A 22,067-nucleotide genomic window follows, 5' to 3' on the forward strand; every position below is an offset into this window, starting at 1 on the left:
ATCAAATGTCTATTCAATGGAAATCAAAGTCTATGCTCACACTAGCTGGAAGTCTGCTGGTTACGACAGCATTAGCCGGCTGCAGCGGTCCAAGTCCCGCAGCAACAGATAGCAAGACAAAAGGGAATACATCCGCGGGAGATGAGAAGCCATTCACGATCTCGATGATGAATTTATCTGTTTTATCAGAGCCTCCCAAGGATAACGATCCGATCATTTCGGCCGTCAAAAAACTGACCAATACGGATTTACAAATTCAATGGGTGCCTAACGGTACTTACGATGAGAAGGTCAACGCAACGATTGCCTCCGGGCAGCTGCCGATGGTTCTGCTTGTCGGTACGCCCATGCCATCAAATATTAAAAATGCGATGAGGACCGGACAATTTTGGGAAATCGGGCCTTTACTTAAGGATTTTCCGAATTTGGAAAAAGCGTTGAACCCGCAGGTTCTGAAAAGCTCTGCAGTCGGTGGCAAGTATTACGGGATCAATCGCGCTCGTTCGCTTGTTGGTGATGGTATGATTTACCGCACTGACTGGCTGAATAAGCTTGGTATGAAGCCACCAACTACATTAGATGAAATGTATGAAGTCATCAAAGCCTTTTCAACTAAGGACCCTGATGGCAATGGCAAAAATGATACAATCGGTCTCGCTGAAGAAAAAAGCATTCGCGGTTTCAAGTTAATTCTAGCAGCAGCCGGTGGCGGAAACGTATGGGAAATCAAGGACAATAAAATCGTGCCAGCCCATGAAAGCAAAGCTTATGTGGATGCGATGAACTGGTACAAACGCTTGTATCAGGAAAAACTGATCAATCAGGATTTTGCTATCACGGAGCGGGTGCAAAATATTGATAACGGCAACAAAGGACTTTTCGGATTCAGAATGGGAGACAATGATTTTATTTCCCGCCATTCGGAGCTGTTCAAGATCAATCCGAGTGCAGAAATGGATACCTCAAGTATTCTTAAAGGTGTAAATGGCACGAAGCTGCTGATGGACACCGGGATGTCGGGCAGTTTCGTTATTCCGAAGCAATCCGTCAAGACGGAAGCCGAGGTAAAGAAAATTCTTCAATACTTTGATAAGCTCTCTACCAAAGAGGGTCAAAACATCTTCGAGTGGGGTATAGAAGGCGTACATTATTCTGTAAAAGACGGCAAGGCGGATCGTACACCTGAGCAAGCTGCCAAATATGCTGCGGAAGTGATTCAGATGCAGCAGGCTATGCAGATTTCAGATGGTTCCCTGGCTATGGAGGGAACTCTGGATAAATATACCGCCAAGTATAAAGCCGCGAAAAAAGAGGCTGCAGCTGTTTCCAATATTTTTGTTGTCAATCCTGCAGCTGCATACAGCTCGGCTACGTATGACCAGAAACGCACCCAGCTGGATAAAATTATTAATGATGCCCGTGTTAAATATATTATGGGCGAACTTGACGAAAAAGGCTGGCAGACAGCACTTGAAGGCTGGCAGAAGGCAGGCGGTGAGAAAGTGCTTGAAGAGCTGAATAAAGAATATCAGGCAGATCCTGCCAAAGGTAAATAAGCCTGTTCACATTTCCGTACCTCTCAGAAAGGCGGTAGATATATTGAAAGCACAAGCGGCAAACCTTTCCAAACCAACAGCCGCTTCAATGGGAGCAGCACTAAAAAAACGACTGATGAAAAATCGGTGGATGTATTACATGCTGGCGCCAGGCATCCTTTATTTTCTCGTTTTCAAATATGCACCCATGTGGGGCGTACTGATTGCCTTTCAGGATTACTCGCCGTTTACCGGGTTTTGGGATAGCCCGTGGATTGGCTTTGAGCATTTCCAAACCTTTTTTAGTGAGCCTGAGTTTGGGCTGCTGTTCAGGAATACCTTGATTCTCGCTATTTACAATATGGTGTTCTTTTTTCCGCTGCCCATTATTATTGCACTCTTGCTTAACGAGGTGCGCAAGGAAGTGTACAAACGTACAATTCAAAGCTTGATTTATATTCCTCATTTTATATCATGGGTCGTTGTCGTAGGTCTCGCTTATATTTTGTTTACGACCGAAGGCGGTATTGTCAATGAGTTGGCTGTCCAATATGGCGGCGAAAAAATAAATTTTCTGCTCAATAAGGATTGGTTTCGGATTATGATCGTCGGTGAAATGATTTGGAAGGAAACCGGCTGGGGCACAATTCTTTTTCTGGCAGCTCTGGCTGGCGTAGATCCTCAGCTGTATGAAGCGGCACGAATGGATGGAGCAGGGCGCTGGAAGCAAATGGTTCATGTGACGCTCCCCGCTATCAAGAGTACCATCGTAGTTCTGTTGATCCTGCGGCTTGGTCATTTTATGGATCTTGGTTTCGAGCAAATTTTCCTCATGCTGAATCCTATGAACAGAGAAATCGGGGAAGTTTTCGATACGTATGTGTACGAACGCGGTATCCAGCAGGGAGACTTCAGCTATTCCACAGCCGTCAATTTGTTTAAATCCACGATTGGTATCGTCCTGGTCGTATTGGCCAATACTTTCGCCAAAAAAATAGGGGAGGAAGGCATCTACTAAATACGGAATGATAAACTGCTACGGTTTAGAATTTAAGGCTTTATTCAAGCAAAAAAGCCCTCTGCCGGCAGACAAGGAGAACTCATATGATTAAGGAATCGCTTGGAAGCAGACTGTTCGACCTTTTGAATTACAGCTTTTTGGGGTTATTTGGTTTAGCGACGGTGCTCCCATTTATTTATGTTCTGGCAGGCTCTTTCACATCACCACAGGAGTTCATCACCCGGAAGCTGGTGTTATTTCCTCATGAATTCTCACTGGAAGGGTACAAATATATTTTCTCCACAGACGTGCTGCTTACAAGCCTGGGAGTCACGATCTTTATAACCATTGCCGGAACGGCTATCAACCTGCTGTTTACCTGTCTGATGGCTTACCCATTAGCGCGTAAAGACTTGGATGGACGTAAAATTATTATGCTGGGTGTGGTGTTCTCGATGCTGTTCAGCGGGGGGATGATTCCGACCTTTCTGGTCGTCAAATCAGTAGGAATGCTGAATACGTACTGGTCCCTGCTGCTGCCCGGAGCGATCAGCGCTTTTAATTTGATCGTGCTGAAAAATTTCTTCCAGCAGCTGCCGGAGGGGCTTGAGGAGTCGGCTAAAATTGATGGCTGCAACGACCTGCGGATTTTATGGCAAATTGTGCTGCCGCTGTCACTCCCGGCGATCGCCACCTTTTCACTCTTTTACGCGGTAAACCATTGGAATGCCTTTTTTCATGCTGTGCTGTACATCAATGACAGCTATAAATGGCCGATTCAGGTGTGGCTGCGGCAAATCGTTATTCTTTCATCGGGTGGTTTGGGCGATTCAGCTGCCTTTGATTCGAACTATGTCGTCCCGCCCGGACAAATTATTAAAATGTCGGTCATTGTCATCTCTACCCTGCCTATCTTATGCGTGTATCCATTCCTGCAAAAGCATTTCGCCAAAGGCGCATTAATCGGTTCGGTTAAGGGGTAATAGTCGGCTTACTCGTAACCAATTTAATCAAATCAAATCATGGAGGATGAGACATGTCAGAGAACGTAACTCACACATCGTTAGTGGAGGATTGCTTTCGTATTATGTTTGCCTCAGACAACATTTGCGATGTCTTTAAAGAAGTAGGCTTTGATCATCTCAATTTTGCCCAATTTGGCAGCATAACAAGCTCTGGCGATCGATTTGCAGTTCCCTTGCTAAGCAAATACCGGGATAACTGGGAGGCACATAAGAAGGTACCGGAAGAAATAGGCTTTAGGTCCGCACCTGCGGTGCCCAAATCACAAGCTGAATCTATCCTTGCATTCGTGTTGGGTTGGCTGTGTCATCGAGCGGCTGACATTCAGATGAAGACAGGATCGGTGGAAGCTGGTCTTTATCAGGATGCTTTTATTTTTCATAGATTGTTTGTAAACAACAACAATACCCCGATCCCTTATAGAACGGTGTTATATGAGAAAAACATGGAGATTCTGCCGGCGTCAGCTTCCATCAGCAGCGAGGATGTGTCAGAATGGTTTCAAGCGATGCAGCAGCGTTTTTTCATCGAAATGCATACGTTTGTTCCGGATGTTGAAGATATCGAGGGATGGTTCGATAGATTGGACGCTAAGCTTAGTGAGCGGACGGCTCATATGAATCGTTTTGCAGAGATCATGATGGATCCTGACCCGGCGAAAGTTAAGCAGTTTGTGTCCGACATCCACTTTTATGAAGACGAAGATGCGATTATTCAATTAGCCCAATCACTACGCAAAGGTGCACAGCCTACACAAGCAGAGATCCAAGCCGCTTACGAAGCTGCGCCTAATAGTCATTATGGCAAGGCGTTGAAGCAGGGCTTCGGCAATCTGTTGAGTGCCAGTGCCTTCTTCACAGGGAATATGGAGCCTAACAGTTTGAATGCGCTTTTGGCTGTATAGAAGCTAAATGAATCAACTTGTAGACTGGGACGGCACTTGAGCCGATCCGGTCTACTTGTCTATACATACTTGGAAGATCGATTTCGTAATCTAAAGATGTTATCTAATGATAATCAAAAGTCGCTCTAATGATTATTTGGGTAAAAATGAGCTTAAAATCAAACTGTTTGTAAGCGTATCCAAATAGCTTTGTGGTGATTGTTTCTGGTTACGGCCTAAGATGGTATGCTTGCGCTATCAAGCCAGCCAGAGCGATTGTACTCTACCCATTTGTGGATCAACCATCCTTTCTGAACACGTTCTCATAGTATAATGAGGGAATCATATGGCCTGTTGTTATTAGGGTTTGGTCTTAGGGCAGATATTGAAGCCGTACAAATAGGTGGTGGCAGCTCATGTTCAGATTTAATACATATTTGACTAAAATGATTGTTTTCACAATTGGGGTCAGCACCCTTCCCATCATTATGCTCGGTCTCTTTTTTTACATGAAAACATCGGAAACGATTCAGGAAAAAGTAAATGCAGGAAATGTGCTCATTTTGGAGCAAACACGCCTGCGTGTAGAGCAGATACTCACGGTTCTCGATTTGCAGATTGAACGGCTTGCTGATACCAGCTATGTCACAGAAGCATTGGAATCAGGCATTGTGCCGTCCCAGTTCATATTGGTTCAAAATTTGCTAAGCTCCATGTCTCGTGTTCAAACCTTCGACGTGGGTGTGCAGGATATTCATCTGATTAATTTAAAGAAGAGATGGATCTTAAATAGCGGAGGACTGAATTCACTGACCGCTGTAGAACCCAAAATATCACGATATCTTCATATAAAAAGGGACAAATTTTGGATTGCCGAGAATGAGAGCTTACTCCGAGCAGGCAATAGCGAGACCAACCCAACGATTAAGCTGATCAAAAAGATTCCTGCATTTTCAGAGAATCCTGATGGTTTGTTTATTGTTGAAATTCCTGGCAAGCAGCTTCGCAGCTACTTGTCTGCCGATAATACGCTCGGAGAGGTTATGATATTGGATGAGTCTTATCGTATTCTGGCCTCCCAGAAAGATAACAAGCTGCTGGACCCGCAAATGCTGGATACACTGATTGCTGAACTGCACCAATCGAGCGCGTCATCAGGTCTATACGAAACCAACTATGGCAAAAATCAGGTTGGCGTTGCTTTTCAGCGTTCATCATTTAACGGATGGATATACATTTCAGTTATTCCCATTGAATTAATCCGTCTGGAATCCAGAAAAACAGGATGGATTATACTTGCAACCTGCGTCATCATGCTGCTATTGGCTGTTGTTATTTCTCTTGCTGGTTCACAACGTATGTATGCCCCTATTCAAAGATTATACCAATCCTTATTTACTAACCAGGACAAGGAACGCAAACGCATTGATGAATTTCATATGATCAATGAAGGCTTTGTAAGGATGCGTACTGTTCAAGTACAGATGGCCGATCAAATTAAAAACCATATGAGGCAACTGGAAGAATATTATGTGCTTAAGCTAGTAAGAGGGGACATAACACCTTCGGAAATGAATGAACGGCTGGGGCAGCTGGATGCCAACTCAAACAAATGGAAGCGAATGGGTGTTCTCACCATCAAAATAGATACATTGAAGGGCACACGTTACAGCGAAAGTGACAGTGAACTGCTGCTCTTTGCCATAAGTAATATGGTTGGCGAGTTAATTCCAGCCCACAACCGACTGATGCCAATTGTTGTTCAATCCTCTCAAGTCACGCTCATTTTTGATGATCCCAAATCAACAGAGGAATTCCGAACCTATATGTATGCTATGGCCAAGAAGATCCAGGACGAGGTTGGAAATTATTTATCGCTGCGCATCAGCGTTGGAATTAGCAGGTCTTATGGTGGGCTCAAGGACGCTAATCGAGCCTATAAGGAAGCCATGGATGCATTGAAATACCGGGTATTGTTTGGGCAGCAGACCATTCTTCATATTGATGACGTCCAGCCAGCTCACAATGTAACTACTGAATATCCCAAAGAACTGGAAAGGCAAATTTTTGATGCGATAAAAATGGCAGACAGGGAAAAAATCCAATCGCTGCTGGATCCTTTTTTTGTGGAAATTTCCGGGCAGTATCATAACTATAATGACTATCAAATTGCCGTGACGAGGTTCTTTGTCAATCTGATCAGGCTTCTGCAGGAAAGCGGCGTATCGCATTTAGAGCTGCTTGGTGGCGATCCACCCCTTATGGAGCAGCTTCATGCGCTCTCATCGGTCGAAGATGCAAGGAACTGGTTTCAATCGCAAATTATTGAACCCGTAGTAAGCGTGTACGAGGATCAGCGCAAGACCAAATACCAAACCATTTCCCAAGAAGTAGTAAGGATGATTCATGATCGATATGATACCGACATCAGCCTGGAAGCTTGTTCCAATATGCTTAATTATCATCCGAGCTACATTAGCAAAGTACTTAGGCAGGAGCTTGGGATCAGCTTTAGCGATTATTTGATGCAGTATCGGTTAAACAAGGCGAAAACGATGCTGGAGGATACGGAAATGAAAATATCTGAAATTGCCGAAAAGCTGAGATACAATAATTCACAGAATTTTATTCGTTCGTTCCGTAAGCTTGCAGGTATGACCCCTGGTACATATCGAGCTCAATTTATTGAACAACAATATCGGGCAAGGAAGTTTTGAGGAAGTTAAAGAATGGGATATTCGATCCCGGACGTATTGAACTTATTGATGTTTCCTCAGGCGGCCATTTCGCGGCACTAATCATCAGGCTGAGCCTGATAATGACCAAAACCTGCTTGGGGATACAATCATCCTACGAGCTGCGAATGCCCATGACCAACGATATATGGGACGGCATCCAACCGTGCTTTTTTGTAATATCCAGAAAATAATATTCATAAAACTAATGAAATTACAATGGCATCTAGAAATACTCCATATTACTGCAAATAAAAAGCAAGTATAATTATGAATGCGCTTTCATTTAGTTTCGGTTTGATGTACAAACGAATGAATACTTGCTCAAAGAATCGGAGGTTACATGATGACAGATATACTTCAACGTTGATTCTTCGGAGAAGTCCTCGATTTTTACCTGCATCGATGATGTAAGTACGACAAATGAAATCTTTTTCTGTACAAGTTGAAGAGACAACTGGTGAAGTTTACTATCTTATTAATTGACAGAGGGGTGTATGTGATGATTGGACGAAAAATAAGGAAAAATATCAGTATGGTTCTTTGCTTGGCTATGCTATTTATGTTATTACCGCAGATACAATCGGTTTCAGCAGTAACTTTGAATACTACTAACGAATGGTTTGAGGATTTTGAAAACTTTCCTACAAGCACAGCATTTGGAACAAGCGGTAATGGAGACCTTCAATATGGCTGGAAATCCAATTCGGGTACCAATCCTTGGACTATTGCCAAAGATACGAGTTCCAATTCGAATGTCTTGAGAGCAAACAATACTGGGATTTCAACTGTATTTATCGGGGGAACCGGAAGTTATGTGTTTGATGCAACAGATGTCATGGTTTCAGCTGATGTCAAGGTTGTTACAACCAGTAGCACAGGTCAGATCGGTATCAATGCCAGACAGAATAGTAATAACGATTTCTATGCCTTAGTCATTAAAAACGGGGAGTTACAGCTTCTTAAAAGAGTGGGCGGCACTACACAAGCAGCACCTTTAGCCCAGAAAACAATCCCCAATTTTACCCTCAACAAATATTATACATTAACGCTGCTTGTGAAAGGCTCTACATTGATTGGCTCCATTAGTGGTGGACCAACAATTGTAGCTACGGATACTGCAATTACAGCACCAACTAAGGTTGGTGTTAATGTGAATTTAACGATAGACGCATATGTTGATAATTTTCATGCAATGAAGGTTTTTCCTAATGCTCCTACCGGCTTATCTGTTATATCGGCAGTGGATAATCAGATCAATTTGAAATGGTCTGGCGCAGCAAGCGCAGAGAAATATACAGTAAAACGCAGTACAACACCTGGTGGTCCCTATTCGACTATAGCTACCGTGACTAGCGGTGTTTACACTGACAGCAACGTTCCAAGCGGCACCTATTATTATGTAGTGGGTTCAGTCGCTAAAGCCAGTAATGGAGACAATATTGACGGAGCGCTATCATCTGAAATCTCCGTTACTCCACAGGCTTCCACCCAAATCCCTGGTGTTCCAACTAATTTGCGCATTGCTCCAGGGGAAGGACAAGCTGTATTGTCTTGGGATCCTGTAGGGCAAATTACTGGTTACAAAATAAAACGCAGTATGGTTAGCGGGAACTTTAGTAATCAAGATACCGTAGTGAAATCTGTGTATCCTACGGTTACGAATTTCATGGATACCGGTTTAAGTATAGGCAGCACTTATCATTATGTGGTATCCGCAGTTAATGTAAGAGGAGAAAGTCAAAACTCTTCTCAAGTTTCTGTATTCATTGCTCCTGCTTTGGAAGCTCCTAAAGGTTTGACTGCCATTCCTGGCTTCAATTTGACCAAGCTGCAATGGCAACCTGTAGCAGGTGCCGTCAGTTATGAGGTGAAAAGGGCAAGCACATCCAACGGCTCCTATACTTCAATAGCATCCAATGTTACAGATACGGCTTATACGGATACAACAGCACAAAACGGAACCACTTATTTTTATGTGGTTCAAGATGTAAATTCAAGTAACATTCACAGTGTTAATTCCAACGAGGTTGCGGTTACTCCACAGAAAAAATATGACTTAAACGTTCAAATTTCAGCAAGCAGCTATGACGGGATTCGAGATCAAGATCCTGCAACAGGAAATAAAGAAAATAATGTAAAGGATGATTTAACTACTAGATGGGGTGCAACTGGTAAAGGTCAATGGCTACAATTCGACTTGGGCGGGGTGTCGTCCATCGGCTTTGCGGGCATCGCTTTTTATAAAGGTGATGAAAGATCTTACTTTTTCGAAGTCCAAACGTCTAACGATTTAGTAACATGGAATAAGATATATGAGGGACGAAGCAGTGGTGCTACACTCAGTATGGAGAATTTCGATTTGCCTGATACGGATGCGCGTTATGTCAGAATCATTGGTAAAGGTAATACTGCCACAGACTATAACGGCTATACGGTAGTCCATCTCTATTCCTCAAATCCAGGCGGGATGGTCAACTCTGCGTATTCACAAGGCACACCGGTAACACCGGATACAGCAATAAGACCAACAAAGCCAGGTTTGTATAACCCAGATGGTACGGTCCATGTGATGCCTGATCCAAATAAGGTAACGGGTAGAACATTGAACGTCAAAGACACAGCATTTGGTGCCAAAGGAGATGGAGTGAGTGATGACCGTGCAGCGATCCAAAGAGCAGTTGATGCAGCTCTGCCAGGTGATGAGGTCTATTTGCCAAATGGCATTTATAAATTAATAACTCTTACAGATGCCAGCTCACAGATCAAATTAAAAACTGGAGTGAACTTTAGAGGGGAAAGCCGGGAAGGGACTGTTCTACTTTCAGATATTGCTTCAACGGTTGGCAGCAGTAGAGTACTGTTAGCAACCAGTATAAACGACGTCGTAATCTCTAACTTTACTATTACATCTACCTGGAATGATAAATATCCAACAGATCCGGTATTACCAAGCACTACAAAAGGCGGTCCGAAGAACGGAATTTATATCGATCAAGCCGGAACGTCTGCAGGGCCCAAAAATATCGTTGTGGATAATCTGATTTTTGAAAAATTTGAACAAATGGGTATACGTCTTAGTAAGGCAAGCGATGTTGTGGTGAAAAATTCAATATTCCGTAAGGCTACTGACATTGGTCCAAGTGGTGCGGGATACGGAATATCTATACAAGGTAAGCCGAAAGACGATCATTTTGGTAAGAACGACGATTCATTGTATACCTTGGTCGAGAACAATATTTTTGATGGCACAGATGCTTTACGACATGGGGTTATCATTCAGTACTATAGTCACAACAATGTTGTAAGAAACAATCAATTTATTAATACTACTCTAGACGCGATCGACCTCCATGGTGAATACGAATATCTGAATGAAGTCTATGGAAACACTGCTGTTGGAATCAAAAGAGGAGCAGGTGTTGGCTTAGGGAATACGGGCGGTGGCGCTCCAAGCAACCATGCTGAGTCTGGATACGGGAATTATATTCACGATAATATCATAAGAAACTCGGCTGAAGGCATATCAGTTACAATGGGCTCGCCAGATACCATTATCGAACAGAATACCATAGAGCTTGATAATACGTTAGTACGCACTGAGTATAATCAAGAGATCGTGGGATTCAGTCTATTGAATTCACCGAGAACGATAGTAAAAAACAATGTCTTCCGTAATTTTACAGCTAAAGATTGGCCGATCGTGGCTGATTATGATCTTGGTGATAAAAACGCTAATTTCGTTGGAGCTGGTGACCCGAAAGACATCCAGCTTATCGGGAATACGATTGTCGGTAACGCAAATGGAATCAAAATTCAAAAGGGCTCAGGGATTTTAGCCCAAAATAACAATTTGAATAACACTATTAACAACATGGTCAACTTTTCTGGAAATGTGGTCTATGATTCACTGAGTTATTCTACAGAGGATGCATGGGTAGATGCAGTCAACCCACAACAAAATAACGGAGTGGGATTATCCGACAAAGTTAAAAACATGACTGTGAAAAGTACTATAAGTAACAATTCCTTAGGTATTGCCTATTTGAAATACGATTTGAGTGGTATGTCTACAGTGAACCATGTAGCGCTTCAGCTTAGCGGTAAACTGACGGATATCAATCCAGGGGATGAATCGGTTACATTAAGCGTTTACGGGTTGACAGATAGCAGTTGGAGTGAAAGCGGAATTAACTGGAGTAATTCACCTAATCATAATCCAAACAACTCGGAAGTAGTTGGTTCGGGAGCAACAGCTTTTTTCCTTGGAAGTTTTACGATGCAGGGGTATAAAGTCGGCTCCTACGATGTAGCTACAAAAGAGTTGACGGATTTTGTGAACTCACAGGTTGGTGGAAAAGCTACCTTTATGATTGTGGACACACAAAAGCAAGGTGTGAACGTAGAGCTTTATTCAAGAGAAAAAGAGCTTGAATCACTTCGTCCTGCATTGAAATTATCTTCTATAGAGCCAAACAACGCCAACTTGAGCGGTCTGAAGATAATGGAAGGAACATCTACATTCGATCCAACTCCTGCTTTTGCTGCAGACAAAACAGTATATACATTAAATGTAGCCAGTTGGGTTAGCTCGCTCGTGATCAATGCTACATCTCTTAGTAATAGGGCAATGATTAAAATCAACAATAATGTACAAGCAAGCGGGACCGATGTAAAAATAGACTATTTAAAGCCTGGAGCAAATACCATAACGGTTGAAGTGACAGCTGAAGACGGTATTACTAAAAAAACTTATCAAATCAATCTCATACGTATGTTCTATGATAATAATAGTAACAGCACGGGCTCCTCATCTGGAGGAACAACGACTTCTCCAACGCAGGGTGAACAAAGTAATAATAACAACCAAGCCACCCCAATTAATGCAGAGGTTAAAAACGTCGGAGGAAAGTCAGTAGCCCAAGCTAAAGTCGATGACAAGTTGATCGATACGGCTTTGAAAGCTTCCATTAACGGTAAAATCAAACTAGCCGTGGAAACTAGTGTTAAAGCCGATCAGATCAACGTATCTTTGAATAGTGCCGCACTGCAAAAAATCGTGACCGATGGGCAAGTGAAATCACTGACTGTTGAGACGAAATTAGGAAACTATGAACTGCCTGTCAAACAGATCAACCTTCAGGATCTAGCGGCTAAACTAGGAGTTGCTAAGGAAAATGTGAGTTTGGATATAGGTATTTCCAAAAATAATACTGCTGTGGAAGTGGCCAAGACTTCAGGCCAAAAGGTTATTGGAGCCGTCGAGTTCATAGTTAAGGCAACTTCACCAGATGGAAAAAGCATAGAGATTTCAACATTTACTCAATATGTACCTCGTACCATCAAGACGGAAGAAAGCTTTAACGCACATAACTTGGCAGCAGTCCGTGTCGAAACGGACAACCAAGGTACCACCACTTATCAGCCTGTTCCTTTTATGGTGAGTGGAACAGAAGTAACACTATATAGTAGAACAAACAGTACCTACCTTTTGTTGGAGAATAACGCTACTTTTGCTGATATTAAGAATCATTGGGCAAAAGACGAAATTGAGGGTATGGCCAATAAGTTTATTGTTCAGGGTATATCGAAAGATGAATTCCGACCGGAGCAGGCGGTTACCCGTGCAGAATTTGCAGCTCTGATTACCCGGACAATCGGTTTAAAATCCGCAGCATCGTCCAAAATCAAGTTCAACGATGTCCGTTCCAGTGATTGGTTCGAGGGTCAAGCATACGCTGCGACGGAAGCAGGTATCGTTACGGGATACGATGATCAAACCTTCCGTCCGAATCAACCTATTTCCCGTCAGGAAATGGCAGTCATGATTTACCGTGCAATGAAGTTTGCCGGATACGATGAGGCTAATACAGGACAGAAAGTAACATTTACAGATGAAAATCTGTTCGAGAATTGGGCCAAAGAAGCCATCTCCGTAATGGCTGACAAGAAGATTGTGGAAGGTGTCGATTCGGGTAAGTATGACCCAGCGGCTACTGCTACTAGAGCACAAAGCTCTGTAATTCTAAGCAGAATGCTTTCCAAAGTAAATTTTACACAATAATATGAGCCTTTCTTAACAATATAAGATGAACTAACATCATGACAGCAAAGAGGCGCTGCGAAAGCAGACCCCTCTTCCAATCGCTGTTGCAGCCAGATTCTTTCGATTCTTAGCCCCTTAGGGGTAAGAATCCGCCTGCAAAGGCGAACACTTCGTTTCTCCAGAAGGGTCCGCTTTCTCCGCTCGGGCTATGTGTTTCTTTGGTTCATCTTAACTAGTTTTGATTAGAAAGACACCTCTCCGCTTAGATGTTGAACTCACCTTGAGTGAGTCCGATACCTAAGCTGTGAGGTGTTTTTTATTTTGGTACGCCATAGTATGGGATATGCTAATTTCAAATTTTTCAAAGTCATCATTGAAATACGATGAAATACAATGCCCGGATTATTGTTGTAACTTCTGTACTACCTGGATGTTAAAGATGTAAAGCTTAACATCTTAGTGGAAAAACTAAGTGGAGTCGCAGCGGATACGGTTATAGCTAATGCAACTAAGAAGGGGATCACCACTCTAGCTGGTGCTGTGGATTTTACGATTACGGCTGAGGCTAACGGAAAAACGATATCGGTAAATGATTTCGGTAACGTTTATGTGCCAAGATCGTTCGAGATATCCAACTCTGTAGATACGAATAAAGCTGCTGGTGTTTTGTACAATCCAGATACGGGTACTATGACATTCGTTCCTACCCTATTTTCAAAAAATGGAAGCAGTCTAATCGTAACGATTAAACGTCCAGGCAATAGTATCTATACAGTTGTTCAAGCAGACAAAACATTTGCTGACCTAAGCGGTCATTGGGCGCAGGCAGACATTGAACAGCTGGCATCCAAACTGCTGATAAATGGTTCAACGGATACGACCTTCGTACCGCAGAATTCCATCACACGTGCTGAATTTGCTGCACTGCTGGTGCGCGCGGCAAGTCTCATTGAAGGATTGGACAACGGAAAATTCCAGCCAAATGTAACAATTACACGCGAGCAAATGACGGTGATGATTGCTCGTGCAATCCAGCTTGCATGTAAAAAATCAGACACAGATACCAAGAAATTGGCTGCTTTCGATGATAGCTCTGCTATCTCTGCATGGGCCAAAGACGCTGCGGCGGGAGCTCTAAATGCCGGTATTGTGAAAGGAACAACTGATCGGACATTTTCTCCTGACAGCAAGGCTACTCGTGCTGAAGCAGCAGTTATGCTCAAGCGTTTCCTTGTATTCGCCGAATTCATGAATTAATCAGAAAGAATGGCCTTAGGGGGCCTAAGGCTCCCCAAGCCATATAAATGACAAGCTTGCTTATGCCATCTTAGTGGCTATAGCAGGCTTTTTACTGTTCCTACGAAAAGGATGATGAGACTACTAGTAGCCTGAGCGGAGAAAGCGGTCCCTTCTGGAGAAACGAAGTGTTCGCCTTTACAGACGGATTCTTACCCCTATAGGGCCAAGAATAGAAAGAATCTGGCTGCAACAGCGATTGGAAGGAGGGTCTGCTTTCGCAGCGCCTCTTTGCTGGTATGACGTTTAATTCATCTTATATAGCAGCATAATCATTGGATCATCGTTCCTGACTGTTCAATGTCAGGTATTATTTGATATAATAAAGCGATTCCGTCTCACATACAGTCATAAATACAAAGAGTGCAGTTTTAACAGAATGTTGATCGTAATTAGAAGGTGGATGCCTGATGGAAATAGGTTGGTTTGAGCTTGAAATTTTAATGAAGCTGGGCATATCAGCTGTTTTGGGTATGTTTATCGGCGTAGAGCGGGAGATTCGCAACAAGCCATTGGGATTGAAAACCTCTTTGGTTATTTGCCTCAGTAGCTGCTTGTTAACAATTGTGTCTATAGAATCCGCGAACAAGTATGCGATAGCTGGGCTTCACGTTATGGACCCGATGCGTTTGGCTGCCCAGGTTGTGAGCGGAATCGGTTTTTTGGGAGCGGGTGTAATTCTTAGAAAATCGAATGATGTCATAGTAGGCTTGACGACTGCTGCCATGATTTGGGGAGCCAGCGGTTTGGGAATTGCTGTAGGAGCTGGTTTTTATATTGAGGCTATTTTTGGTTTGATTCTCATTTTGGCGAGTGTTGTAGCCGTTCCGTTTTTTATCAAAAAGATAGGGCCAAAAAACTTAATCTTAAAAGAGCTTCGTATCAAGCTTGTTGTCTTGCACGAAGGAGATTTGACAAGTATTATCAAGCTGATAATAGCCAAGCATTATAAGATGAACAATATTCACATTAAAGAGTTGAGCGCCGAGCAGCAGGAATTGAATTTTATTCTTCTTGTTGAGAAGAAATTTGCCTCTGAGGTCTATTATGAGATGAAAAGCTTGCCCTATATTGAAACGGTAGAGGTTGAAACTCTTTAGTAAATGCTCGTAAACCTTTGTTCGCGCCAGCCCCTTTTGCAGTTGATGCAAAAGGGGCTTTTGCTGTATGGATTCCAAGCGTTAAGTAAGCCATTATTGTGCACGATAAGCTGGCTGCGAATTGTATGAGTTGATCTCCAGCGTCCGATCCAGCCATTCGAACAGGCGATGATTGAATAGCAGCAGGGCTCCAAAATGACAATGCTCCTCAGCGCCATCCTCAGCGGTAAACTTCATAAAGGTTTTGGAACAAGTAAGTGCATCATACAGCCTCTGGGGCTGGCCAGCAAAAAAAAGGTCGGCTTCGGCCTCGCATATCAAAGTCGGACAGGTAATAAGTTCAGCAACGCCTTCAAGAGAATAGGGTTCGGTTTTGTGTACAAGCTCCATAAGGGAACTCGCTTGAAAGGTAAACATTCCATTTTCTATTGCCCAGCGTACGCCGCTATGCTGGTTCATTATTTTTCTAATAACCTCTTCATAGTCTGTAGGTTGAACATCCTTTTTGCCGTTTGCTATCATAAAAGGCCTGCCCATTTCACTGAATCGAAAGGTGTATAAGCCATCGTTCGCGATACAAGCTGCAAGACGTTGTTCATAGGCCGCTGCTCGCGGAGCAAGGTAACCGCCAAAGCTGATACCCATCAGCGCGATTCGTTGTGGATCGATTTCCGAGCGGGTGCATGCATAATCAACCACCGGTGTGACGACTTTTTCCCAATCGGGCCGGAATGGGAGCTGCTGCAGACGAATGGCAGAGCCTTGACCTGGCCCTTCAAAGGTAAGGCAGTTATAACCGCGCTGAATAGCAGCGGCGGCTCCGCCGAAATACAGCTCTTCGCCTGTAGAATCGTAGCCACCATGAATAATGAGCGTAGGGCGGGGCTTATTGGAATCGTCAACCTTATATAAATAACCTGTTAAATTTGTTCCTTCATAAGGGATATTCACTTGTTCGACGGGCGTATCCATGAGTTGAGCAGCTTGCCAGAAGGTGATTCTGCTGTTTTCCCAAGTGGACAAAATTCTGGAGTCGTGAACATTGCCATGCAGAAAAAACTCTGCCGTACGATAATAATTGGAAGCGCGGAGATAAGCCTCGCGAGCACTTACCCGCTGACCAGCTGCAAGTGCTGATTCTGCCAAGGAATGAACCCGTTCGGCGGTTGCGTGCCATTCCTTATACCAGCTTTCAAAATTGCCTTCCTCAATGCGGTTAGCAGTTAACAGGCATTCCCCAATGTCAGCCCCTCCATAAGGTGCATAGCTTAGAGTACGCAGTAATTCAAATGAAAATGTTTGATCGTTAAAAACAAGACGCATGTTGATCTCTCCTCAATGTTTAGTTGTAGTAGTTCCCTTAATAGGTTAATATTAACTTATAATATTTGAATTTATATGTCAACAATAACTTATGTTAAAATTAACTTATATTTTTAGGGGGATAAAGCAATGAGTACGATCCAATATGTATTACTCACTTTATTGGCGCGTGAGCCTTTAAGCGGATACGACATGAAGCAGCAGATGGACGGCAGAATTCATATTTTTTATAAGATCAACAACAATCAGCTGTATCCGGTTCTTTCCAAGCTGGAGGCTGAAGGTCTGGTTCAGCTACAATCGTTTGAACGGGAATCGTACAGGCCGGCACGGAAAGTATATGAAATCACGGAAGCAGGTATCGAAAAACTGAAGGCGTGGGTCATTGAACCGAGTGAGCCTGGGGCTTGGGATGAATTTCTTCTCAAGCAGTACAGCGCATGGTTGGTGGATCCGGATACAATGATCAAGCTCCTAAAGGAAAAAAAGCTGGAGCATCAAAACCGGCTTCAGGATTATATCCAAAAGGTTGACGGGTTCCGTGAGCAGTACGGTCGATTAACTAGTGAGCACCCTATATTTTCTACGATTGCCGTCGTCGAGATGGGGATCGGCTTCGAGCGGAGCTATATGGAGTGGTGTGATAAAATGATTGGATGGCTGCAGGGAAATCAAATTTAACTACAAGCCCCGTAAATGCTTCCGGTGCTCTTTTCAAACAAAGAATAACCAATTACCCTCTTGCCTAACGGTAGAGGGTAATTTATAATAATCCCCAAATAGTAAACGTTTACCAGTCATCTAATGATAGACAGTGTGACAATGGTGTTATTGTAGGGAAGAACTTGTCATTATGTATAGCCATTTTCAAATTAGTGAGCAGGAGCAGCAGATCTTAGTGACTGTCCGTTTAACTTGCAGCAGTATGTATGATTGGAGGATAAGCCAATGGAGCAGATTCAAGTTCCCGATAAAATGAAAGCGCTTGTCGTCTATGGAATCGGCGATTACAGGCTTGAGATGGTTGATGTGCCTACAGCGGGCGATGGGGAAATTTTGATTAAAGTAGAGGCATGCGGCATTTGTGCAAGCGATGTCAAAACCTTTCTCGGTGCACCCAAGATTTGGGGCGGTGACGGAAATCCACCTTATATTCAAACACCGGCCATACCGGGGCATGAATTTGTCGGAGAAATTGTAAGTATGGGAGCAGGTGTCAAGGGCGATTTTAAAGTGGGAGACCGGGTAATCTCCGAGCAAATTGTTCCCTGCTGGGACTGTCGATATTGTAAAACAGGGAAGTACTGGATGTGTCAAAGGCATGATATTTATGGCTTTCAAACTCATGTAAACGGCGCAATGGCTGAATATATGAAATTTCCGAAGGAAGCGATCAATTATACGATTCCCAAGGAAATCCCGATTGAAAAAGCAGTTCTCGTAGAGCCTTATGCATGCTCCAAGCATTGTGTTGATCGTGCGAATATTAGCAATGAGGATATTGTGGTGCTTGCGGGTACAGGTACATTGGGGCTTGGCATGATAGGCGCAATTAAGCTGAGAAATCCCAAAAAGCTGGTTGTACTCGACATGAAGGACGATAGACTGGAGCTGGCGAAGGCTTTTGGTGCTGACATCACGCTCAATCCATCCAAAGAAAATATTAAAGAAATCATCATGAACATGACGGACGGCTATGGATGTGATATTTACATTGAGGCTACAGGGCATCCGGCCAGCGTCAAGCAGGGGCTGGAACTTGTACGCAAGCTGGGCACCTTTGTGGAATTTAGTGTGTTCAAAGATTTGGTGACCGTCGATTGGAGCATTATAGGGGATTCCAAGGAATTGAACATCTATGGCGCCCACTTAAGCCCTTATTGCTATGAGTCTGTCATTGAATGGATCGGCAGCGGAAAGCTGCCAACGGAAGGAGTGGTCACGCATCAGCTCAGTCTTGAGCAGTGGCGGGAAGGCTTTGACATGGTGGAGAAGGGAGATCAGTGTATAAAAGTTATATTAACTCCTTAGAGGCAGCCACAGCTTCAAGCCGATGCTCCAACAGGTAAGCAGGAGTGAATTCTTACACAACATAGGCAAAAGAGCTTTCAAAATCATTTAAGAAGTGGTTTTGATGGCTCTTTTGCATGCGCATATTATGTACAAAGCGGAGATTGATTTTGCAGTACTTTGTTTCAGGACAATTTAAAAAAGTTCCAATTATCGGTGAAGTTTGGGTCGGCAGTGCACACATCGTGAGCATCCGTCGTTTTTCAAAAATTTACAATGTCAGTTTGTATAATAAAATGAATGTAATACTATTCTACTTCTTATGAACCTTCTTATGTTATTATTTTATATGGTAGTTAAGCAGAAACATACGATACAAGCTTCCTAACGGAAGCTCAGCACATGCTTACGAGGTGAGCTTCCTGAAGGAAGCTCAGCACATGCTTACGAAGTGAGCTTCCTGAAGGAAGCTCTTAGGAGGGAGAATGGACATGAAGGTTTTGTTTATTGGAGGAACGGGATTAATAAGCCAGGCAGTCTCCAAGCTTGCCGTAGAAAGAGGAATCGAGTTGTACCTGTTGAATCGGGGGCAGCGGAATGATTATGTACCTGAGGGCGCTCATGTGATTAAGGCGGATATCCGAGATTCGGCAGCCGCGGCTGAAGCGTTGAAGCCATTTGAATTTGATGTTGTCGTAGATTGGATTGCATTTACACCTGATCATGTTCGCATAGATCTAGAGCTGTTCAAAGGAAAAACCTCCCAATACATATTTATCAGCTCGGCCTCGGCATATCAGAAGCCTTCAACACAATATTTGGTTACTGAATCTACACCACTTGCCAATCCTTATTGGCAGTACTCCAGAGATAAAATCGCTTGTGAGGATTTGCTGATGAATGCTTATCGCAATGACAGCTTTCCGATCACGATTGTACGACCGTCGTACACGTATGGAGATACGATGATTCCATCAGCGTTAAATAGCTGGAGCCACCCATGGTCTTTAGTGGATCGGATGCGCAAAGGCAAAAAGATTATCGTACACGGGGATGGAACTTCTCTTTGGACCATGACTCATAATACGGACTTTGCCAAAGGTTTTGTTGGATTATTAGGCAATCACAAAGCTATTGGACACGCTTTTCATATTACCTCTGATGAAGTGCTGGATTGGAACCAGATCACTCGTTTCATCGGGGCAGCAGCAGGTGTAGAGCCGAATATTACGAATATCTCATCCAATTTCATAACGGCATTTTCTCCTGATAGTATTGGCGGCTTGCTGGGTGATAAGGCAGTGAGCAGTGTATTTGATAACAGCAAAATCAAGCGATTCGTTCCTGGCTTCGTGGCAACGGTACCTTTCCATGAGGGGATCAAACGGACTGTGGAATGGTTCGAAAGCCACCCAGAGAGATGCACCGTGGACACAGCTTGGAATGAACTGATGGATCGGATTGTTGAGGCCCACGAGGCGGGACGGCAGCGGGCCAACAGCTAGCCTTCGTCCGAAAATGAACGCAAAATAACCCTTCAACGTCACGACTAGTGTAGGAGGGTTATTTTTAGTTTGAATGCGGTTTATATTTGATTGTAGTTATTCATCATCGAATTGATTTTGCCTAACTCACGTTCCATAATTGCGAGCTGCTCTTGGGGAATGGCAGTGAAAATATGCTCACCCCGCGCCGTGAATTGCTGTCTTATTTCGGATAGCTGACGGATGCCTTGTTCGGTCAGGCGAACATTAATAATTCGCCGATCCTCCACAGAACGAATGCGCTCAATCCATCCTTGTAATTCGAGCTTGTCAACTAAACTAGTAGCTGCACCGACGGTAATGGACAAAAAACCGGCTATATCGTTCATTTTCAATGAGGGAACATGCTCCAGTTTGAAAATAAGGCAGACGGAAGAATAGGAAATACCGCTCTCTATACTCATCAGTTGAATCATTTGCTTGACTTGACGATTTAATTCCATTAAGGATTTCCACAGGGATGTTACGGTTGTCGGCTCTAGTATTGTATCCTTACTATTGTCGGAAATTGTGCTCATCAGACTCCCCCTTACTTCTAGTTAAGTAACTGATATATTTACTATCATAGCACAAACCTACACGAATTAGTTCATTTAGTCCTTTAATATAAGTGTCTGCAGTCTTATGGAATGTTAGGTAGCCGACAGCCAAGGCCGTTCTTGATGCCATCGGACATCGACAGACGTTTCAAAAAATGTTGATAGATTCGCCTCTGTCATCACATCACGAGTTTGGCCCTGCATAAAAGCTTCTCCACGGCGGATCAACAAGCTATGACTGAAAAGGGGAAGTATTTCCTCCGTATGATGAGTAACATATAAAAGATGTGGGGCATCAGGCTGCGCAGCCAGTTCTGTGATGCTTGTGAGCAGCATTTCTCTTGATATGAAATCCAACCCATTACAAGCCTCGTCCAAAATCAATAATGCTGGCGTAGCCATTAAAGCTCTCGCTATTAGCAGCTTTTGTTTTTCTCCTTGCGAGCAGGTTTGATAAGTACGGTCTACCAGATGGCTGCACCCCAAGCGCTTCATCAAAGTTAACGACCGCTCGTAATCCTCCTCAGTTGGCTTTTCATATAAACCGATGGATGCATATTTACCACTGATTACAACATTCTGAGTTCGATCCGAACCGTATAGCTTTTCTTGCAAGGAAGAGCTGACCCAGCCTATCGTTTTGCGGAGCTCCCGTACATCCACATCGCCAAATTGATGCCCCAAAACTTGAATACTACCCGAGGTTGGCCACATATAGCCATTCAACAAATTTAGCAGAGTGGTTTTACCGGAGCCATTCAAACCTAGAATAGCCCAATTTTCGCCTTGATTGACATGCCAGTTGATATGATTGAGCACGGTCTTCTTATCTCTTTGATAACTAACCTCGTTCATTTCAATAATTTTATTCATAAGCGGATAGACCCTCCTACAAGTGCTATTCGAAAAATTATATCGTACGTTGAATCTTCAATACAAGTGATATTACCATAAATAGGACTTGGTCTTACAAATTTTTGGCATAAGCAGGAATTAAGGGGGATTATGTCGAATTCAAATTTTTGAAGCAATA

At 43.3% G+C, this 22,067-nt stretch carries 14 protein-coding genes; 11 read left to right on the forward strand and 3 right to left on the reverse strand.

The annotated features are described in order from the left end of the window. Window positions 1-5: 5 nt before the first annotated feature. The 8 genes from BM210_RS10305 to BM210_RS10340 all read left to right on the forward strand — a co-directional run bounded on the left by BM210_RS10305 (window position 6) and on the right by BM210_RS10340 (window position 15,618). Complete coding sequence (locus tag BM210_RS10305) at window positions 6-1,556, forward strand: extracellular solute-binding protein (RefSeq protein ID WP_091167577.1); 1,551 nt, start codon at window positions 6-8, stop codon at window positions 1,554-1,556. An 88-nt stretch (window positions 1,557-1,644) separates the two neighbouring features. Continuing rightward, window positions 1,645-2,553: an ABC transporter permease gene (locus tag BM210_RS10310; RefSeq protein ID WP_091167715.1), complete on the forward strand. Its 909-nt coding sequence runs from the start codon at window positions 1,645-1,647 to the stop codon at window positions 2,551-2,553. 86 nt (window positions 2,554-2,639) lie between these two features. Then, on the forward strand, window positions 2,640-3,518 hold the full coding sequence (locus BM210_RS10315) for a carbohydrate ABC transporter permease (protein ID WP_091167579.1): 879 nt from the start codon (window positions 2,640-2,642) through the stop codon (window positions 3,516-3,518). A 53-nt stretch (window positions 3,519-3,571) separates the two neighbouring features. Next, window positions 3,572-4,462, forward strand: coding sequence for a hypothetical protein (locus tag BM210_RS10320; RefSeq protein ID WP_091167580.1), 891 nt, complete (start codon window positions 3,572-3,574; stop codon window positions 4,460-4,462). A gap of 395 nt (window positions 4,463-4,857) precedes the next feature. After that, entirely contained in the window at window positions 4,858-7,158 is a 2,301-nt protein-coding gene (locus BM210_RS10325; protein ID WP_091167582.1) for a helix-turn-helix domain-containing protein, read from the forward strand. Between the two features lie 520 nt (window positions 7,159-7,678). Next, window positions 7,679-13,240, forward strand: coding sequence for an S-layer homology domain-containing protein (locus tag BM210_RS10330; protein WP_091167583.1), 5,562 nt, complete (start codon window positions 7,679-7,681; stop codon window positions 13,238-13,240). 441 nt (window positions 13,241-13,681) lie between these two features. Further along, window positions 13,682-14,479 carry an S-layer homology domain-containing protein gene (locus BM210_RS10335; protein ID WP_091167585.1) on the forward strand — a complete coding sequence of 266 codons (798 nt, stop codon included), beginning with the start codon at window positions 13,682-13,684 and terminating at the stop codon, window positions 14,477-14,479. 449 nt (window positions 14,480-14,928) lie between these two features. Beyond that, window positions 14,929-15,618, forward strand: coding sequence for an MgtC/SapB family protein (locus tag BM210_RS10340; protein WP_177237738.1), 690 nt, complete (start codon window positions 14,929-14,931; stop codon window positions 15,616-15,618). A 93-nt stretch (window positions 15,619-15,711) separates the two neighbouring features. Here the strand turns inward: BM210_RS10340 and BM210_RS10345 are convergent, their stop codons facing one another. After that, the gene (locus tag BM210_RS10345) at window positions 15,712-16,941 is read right to left on the reverse strand and encodes an alpha/beta hydrolase family protein (RefSeq protein ID WP_091167587.1); all 1,230 of its coding nucleotides are present in this window, start codon (window positions 16,939-16,941) and stop codon (window positions 15,712-15,714) included. A 129-nt stretch (window positions 16,942-17,070) separates the two neighbouring features. Here BM210_RS10345 and BM210_RS10350 point away from each other — a divergent pair, with 129 nt between their 5' ends. From BM210_RS10350 to BM210_RS10360, 3 genes are all read left to right on the forward strand, one after another. Beyond that, window positions 17,071-17,622 (forward strand): PadR family transcriptional regulator, encoded by a 552-nt coding sequence (locus tag BM210_RS10350; RefSeq protein ID WP_091167588.1) that lies wholly within the window; start codon window positions 17,071-17,073, stop codon window positions 17,620-17,622. Between the two features lie 267 nt (window positions 17,623-17,889). Beyond that, window positions 17,890-18,972: an alcohol dehydrogenase catalytic domain-containing protein gene (locus BM210_RS10355; RefSeq protein ID WP_091167590.1), complete on the forward strand. Its 1,083-nt coding sequence runs from the start codon at window positions 17,890-17,892 to the stop codon at window positions 18,970-18,972. Window positions 18,973-19,442: 470 nt separating this feature from the next. Then, entirely contained in the window at window positions 19,443-20,456 is a 1,014-nt protein-coding gene (locus BM210_RS10360) for an SDR family oxidoreductase (protein ID WP_091167591.1), read from the forward strand. An 80-nt stretch (window positions 20,457-20,536) separates the two neighbouring features. On the opposite strand, the gene BM210_RS10365 is transcribed toward BM210_RS10360, so the two are convergent. Continuing rightward, window positions 20,537-21,013 carry a MarR family winged helix-turn-helix transcriptional regulator gene (locus tag BM210_RS10365; protein ID WP_091167593.1) on the reverse strand — a complete coding sequence of 159 codons (477 nt, stop codon included), beginning with the start codon at window positions 21,011-21,013 and terminating at the stop codon, window positions 20,537-20,539. Between the two features lie 114 nt (window positions 21,014-21,127). Then, window positions 21,128-21,907, reverse strand: a complete 780-nt coding sequence (locus BM210_RS10370; protein WP_091167594.1) for an ABC transporter ATP-binding protein — start codon at window positions 21,905-21,907, stop codon at window positions 21,128-21,130. Window positions 21,908-22,067 lie beyond the last annotated feature (160 nt).

This window comes from Paenibacillus sp. 1_12, assembly GCF_900114475.1.
Lineage (GTDB): Bacteria > Bacillota > Bacilli > Paenibacillales > NBRC-103111 > Paenibacillus_S.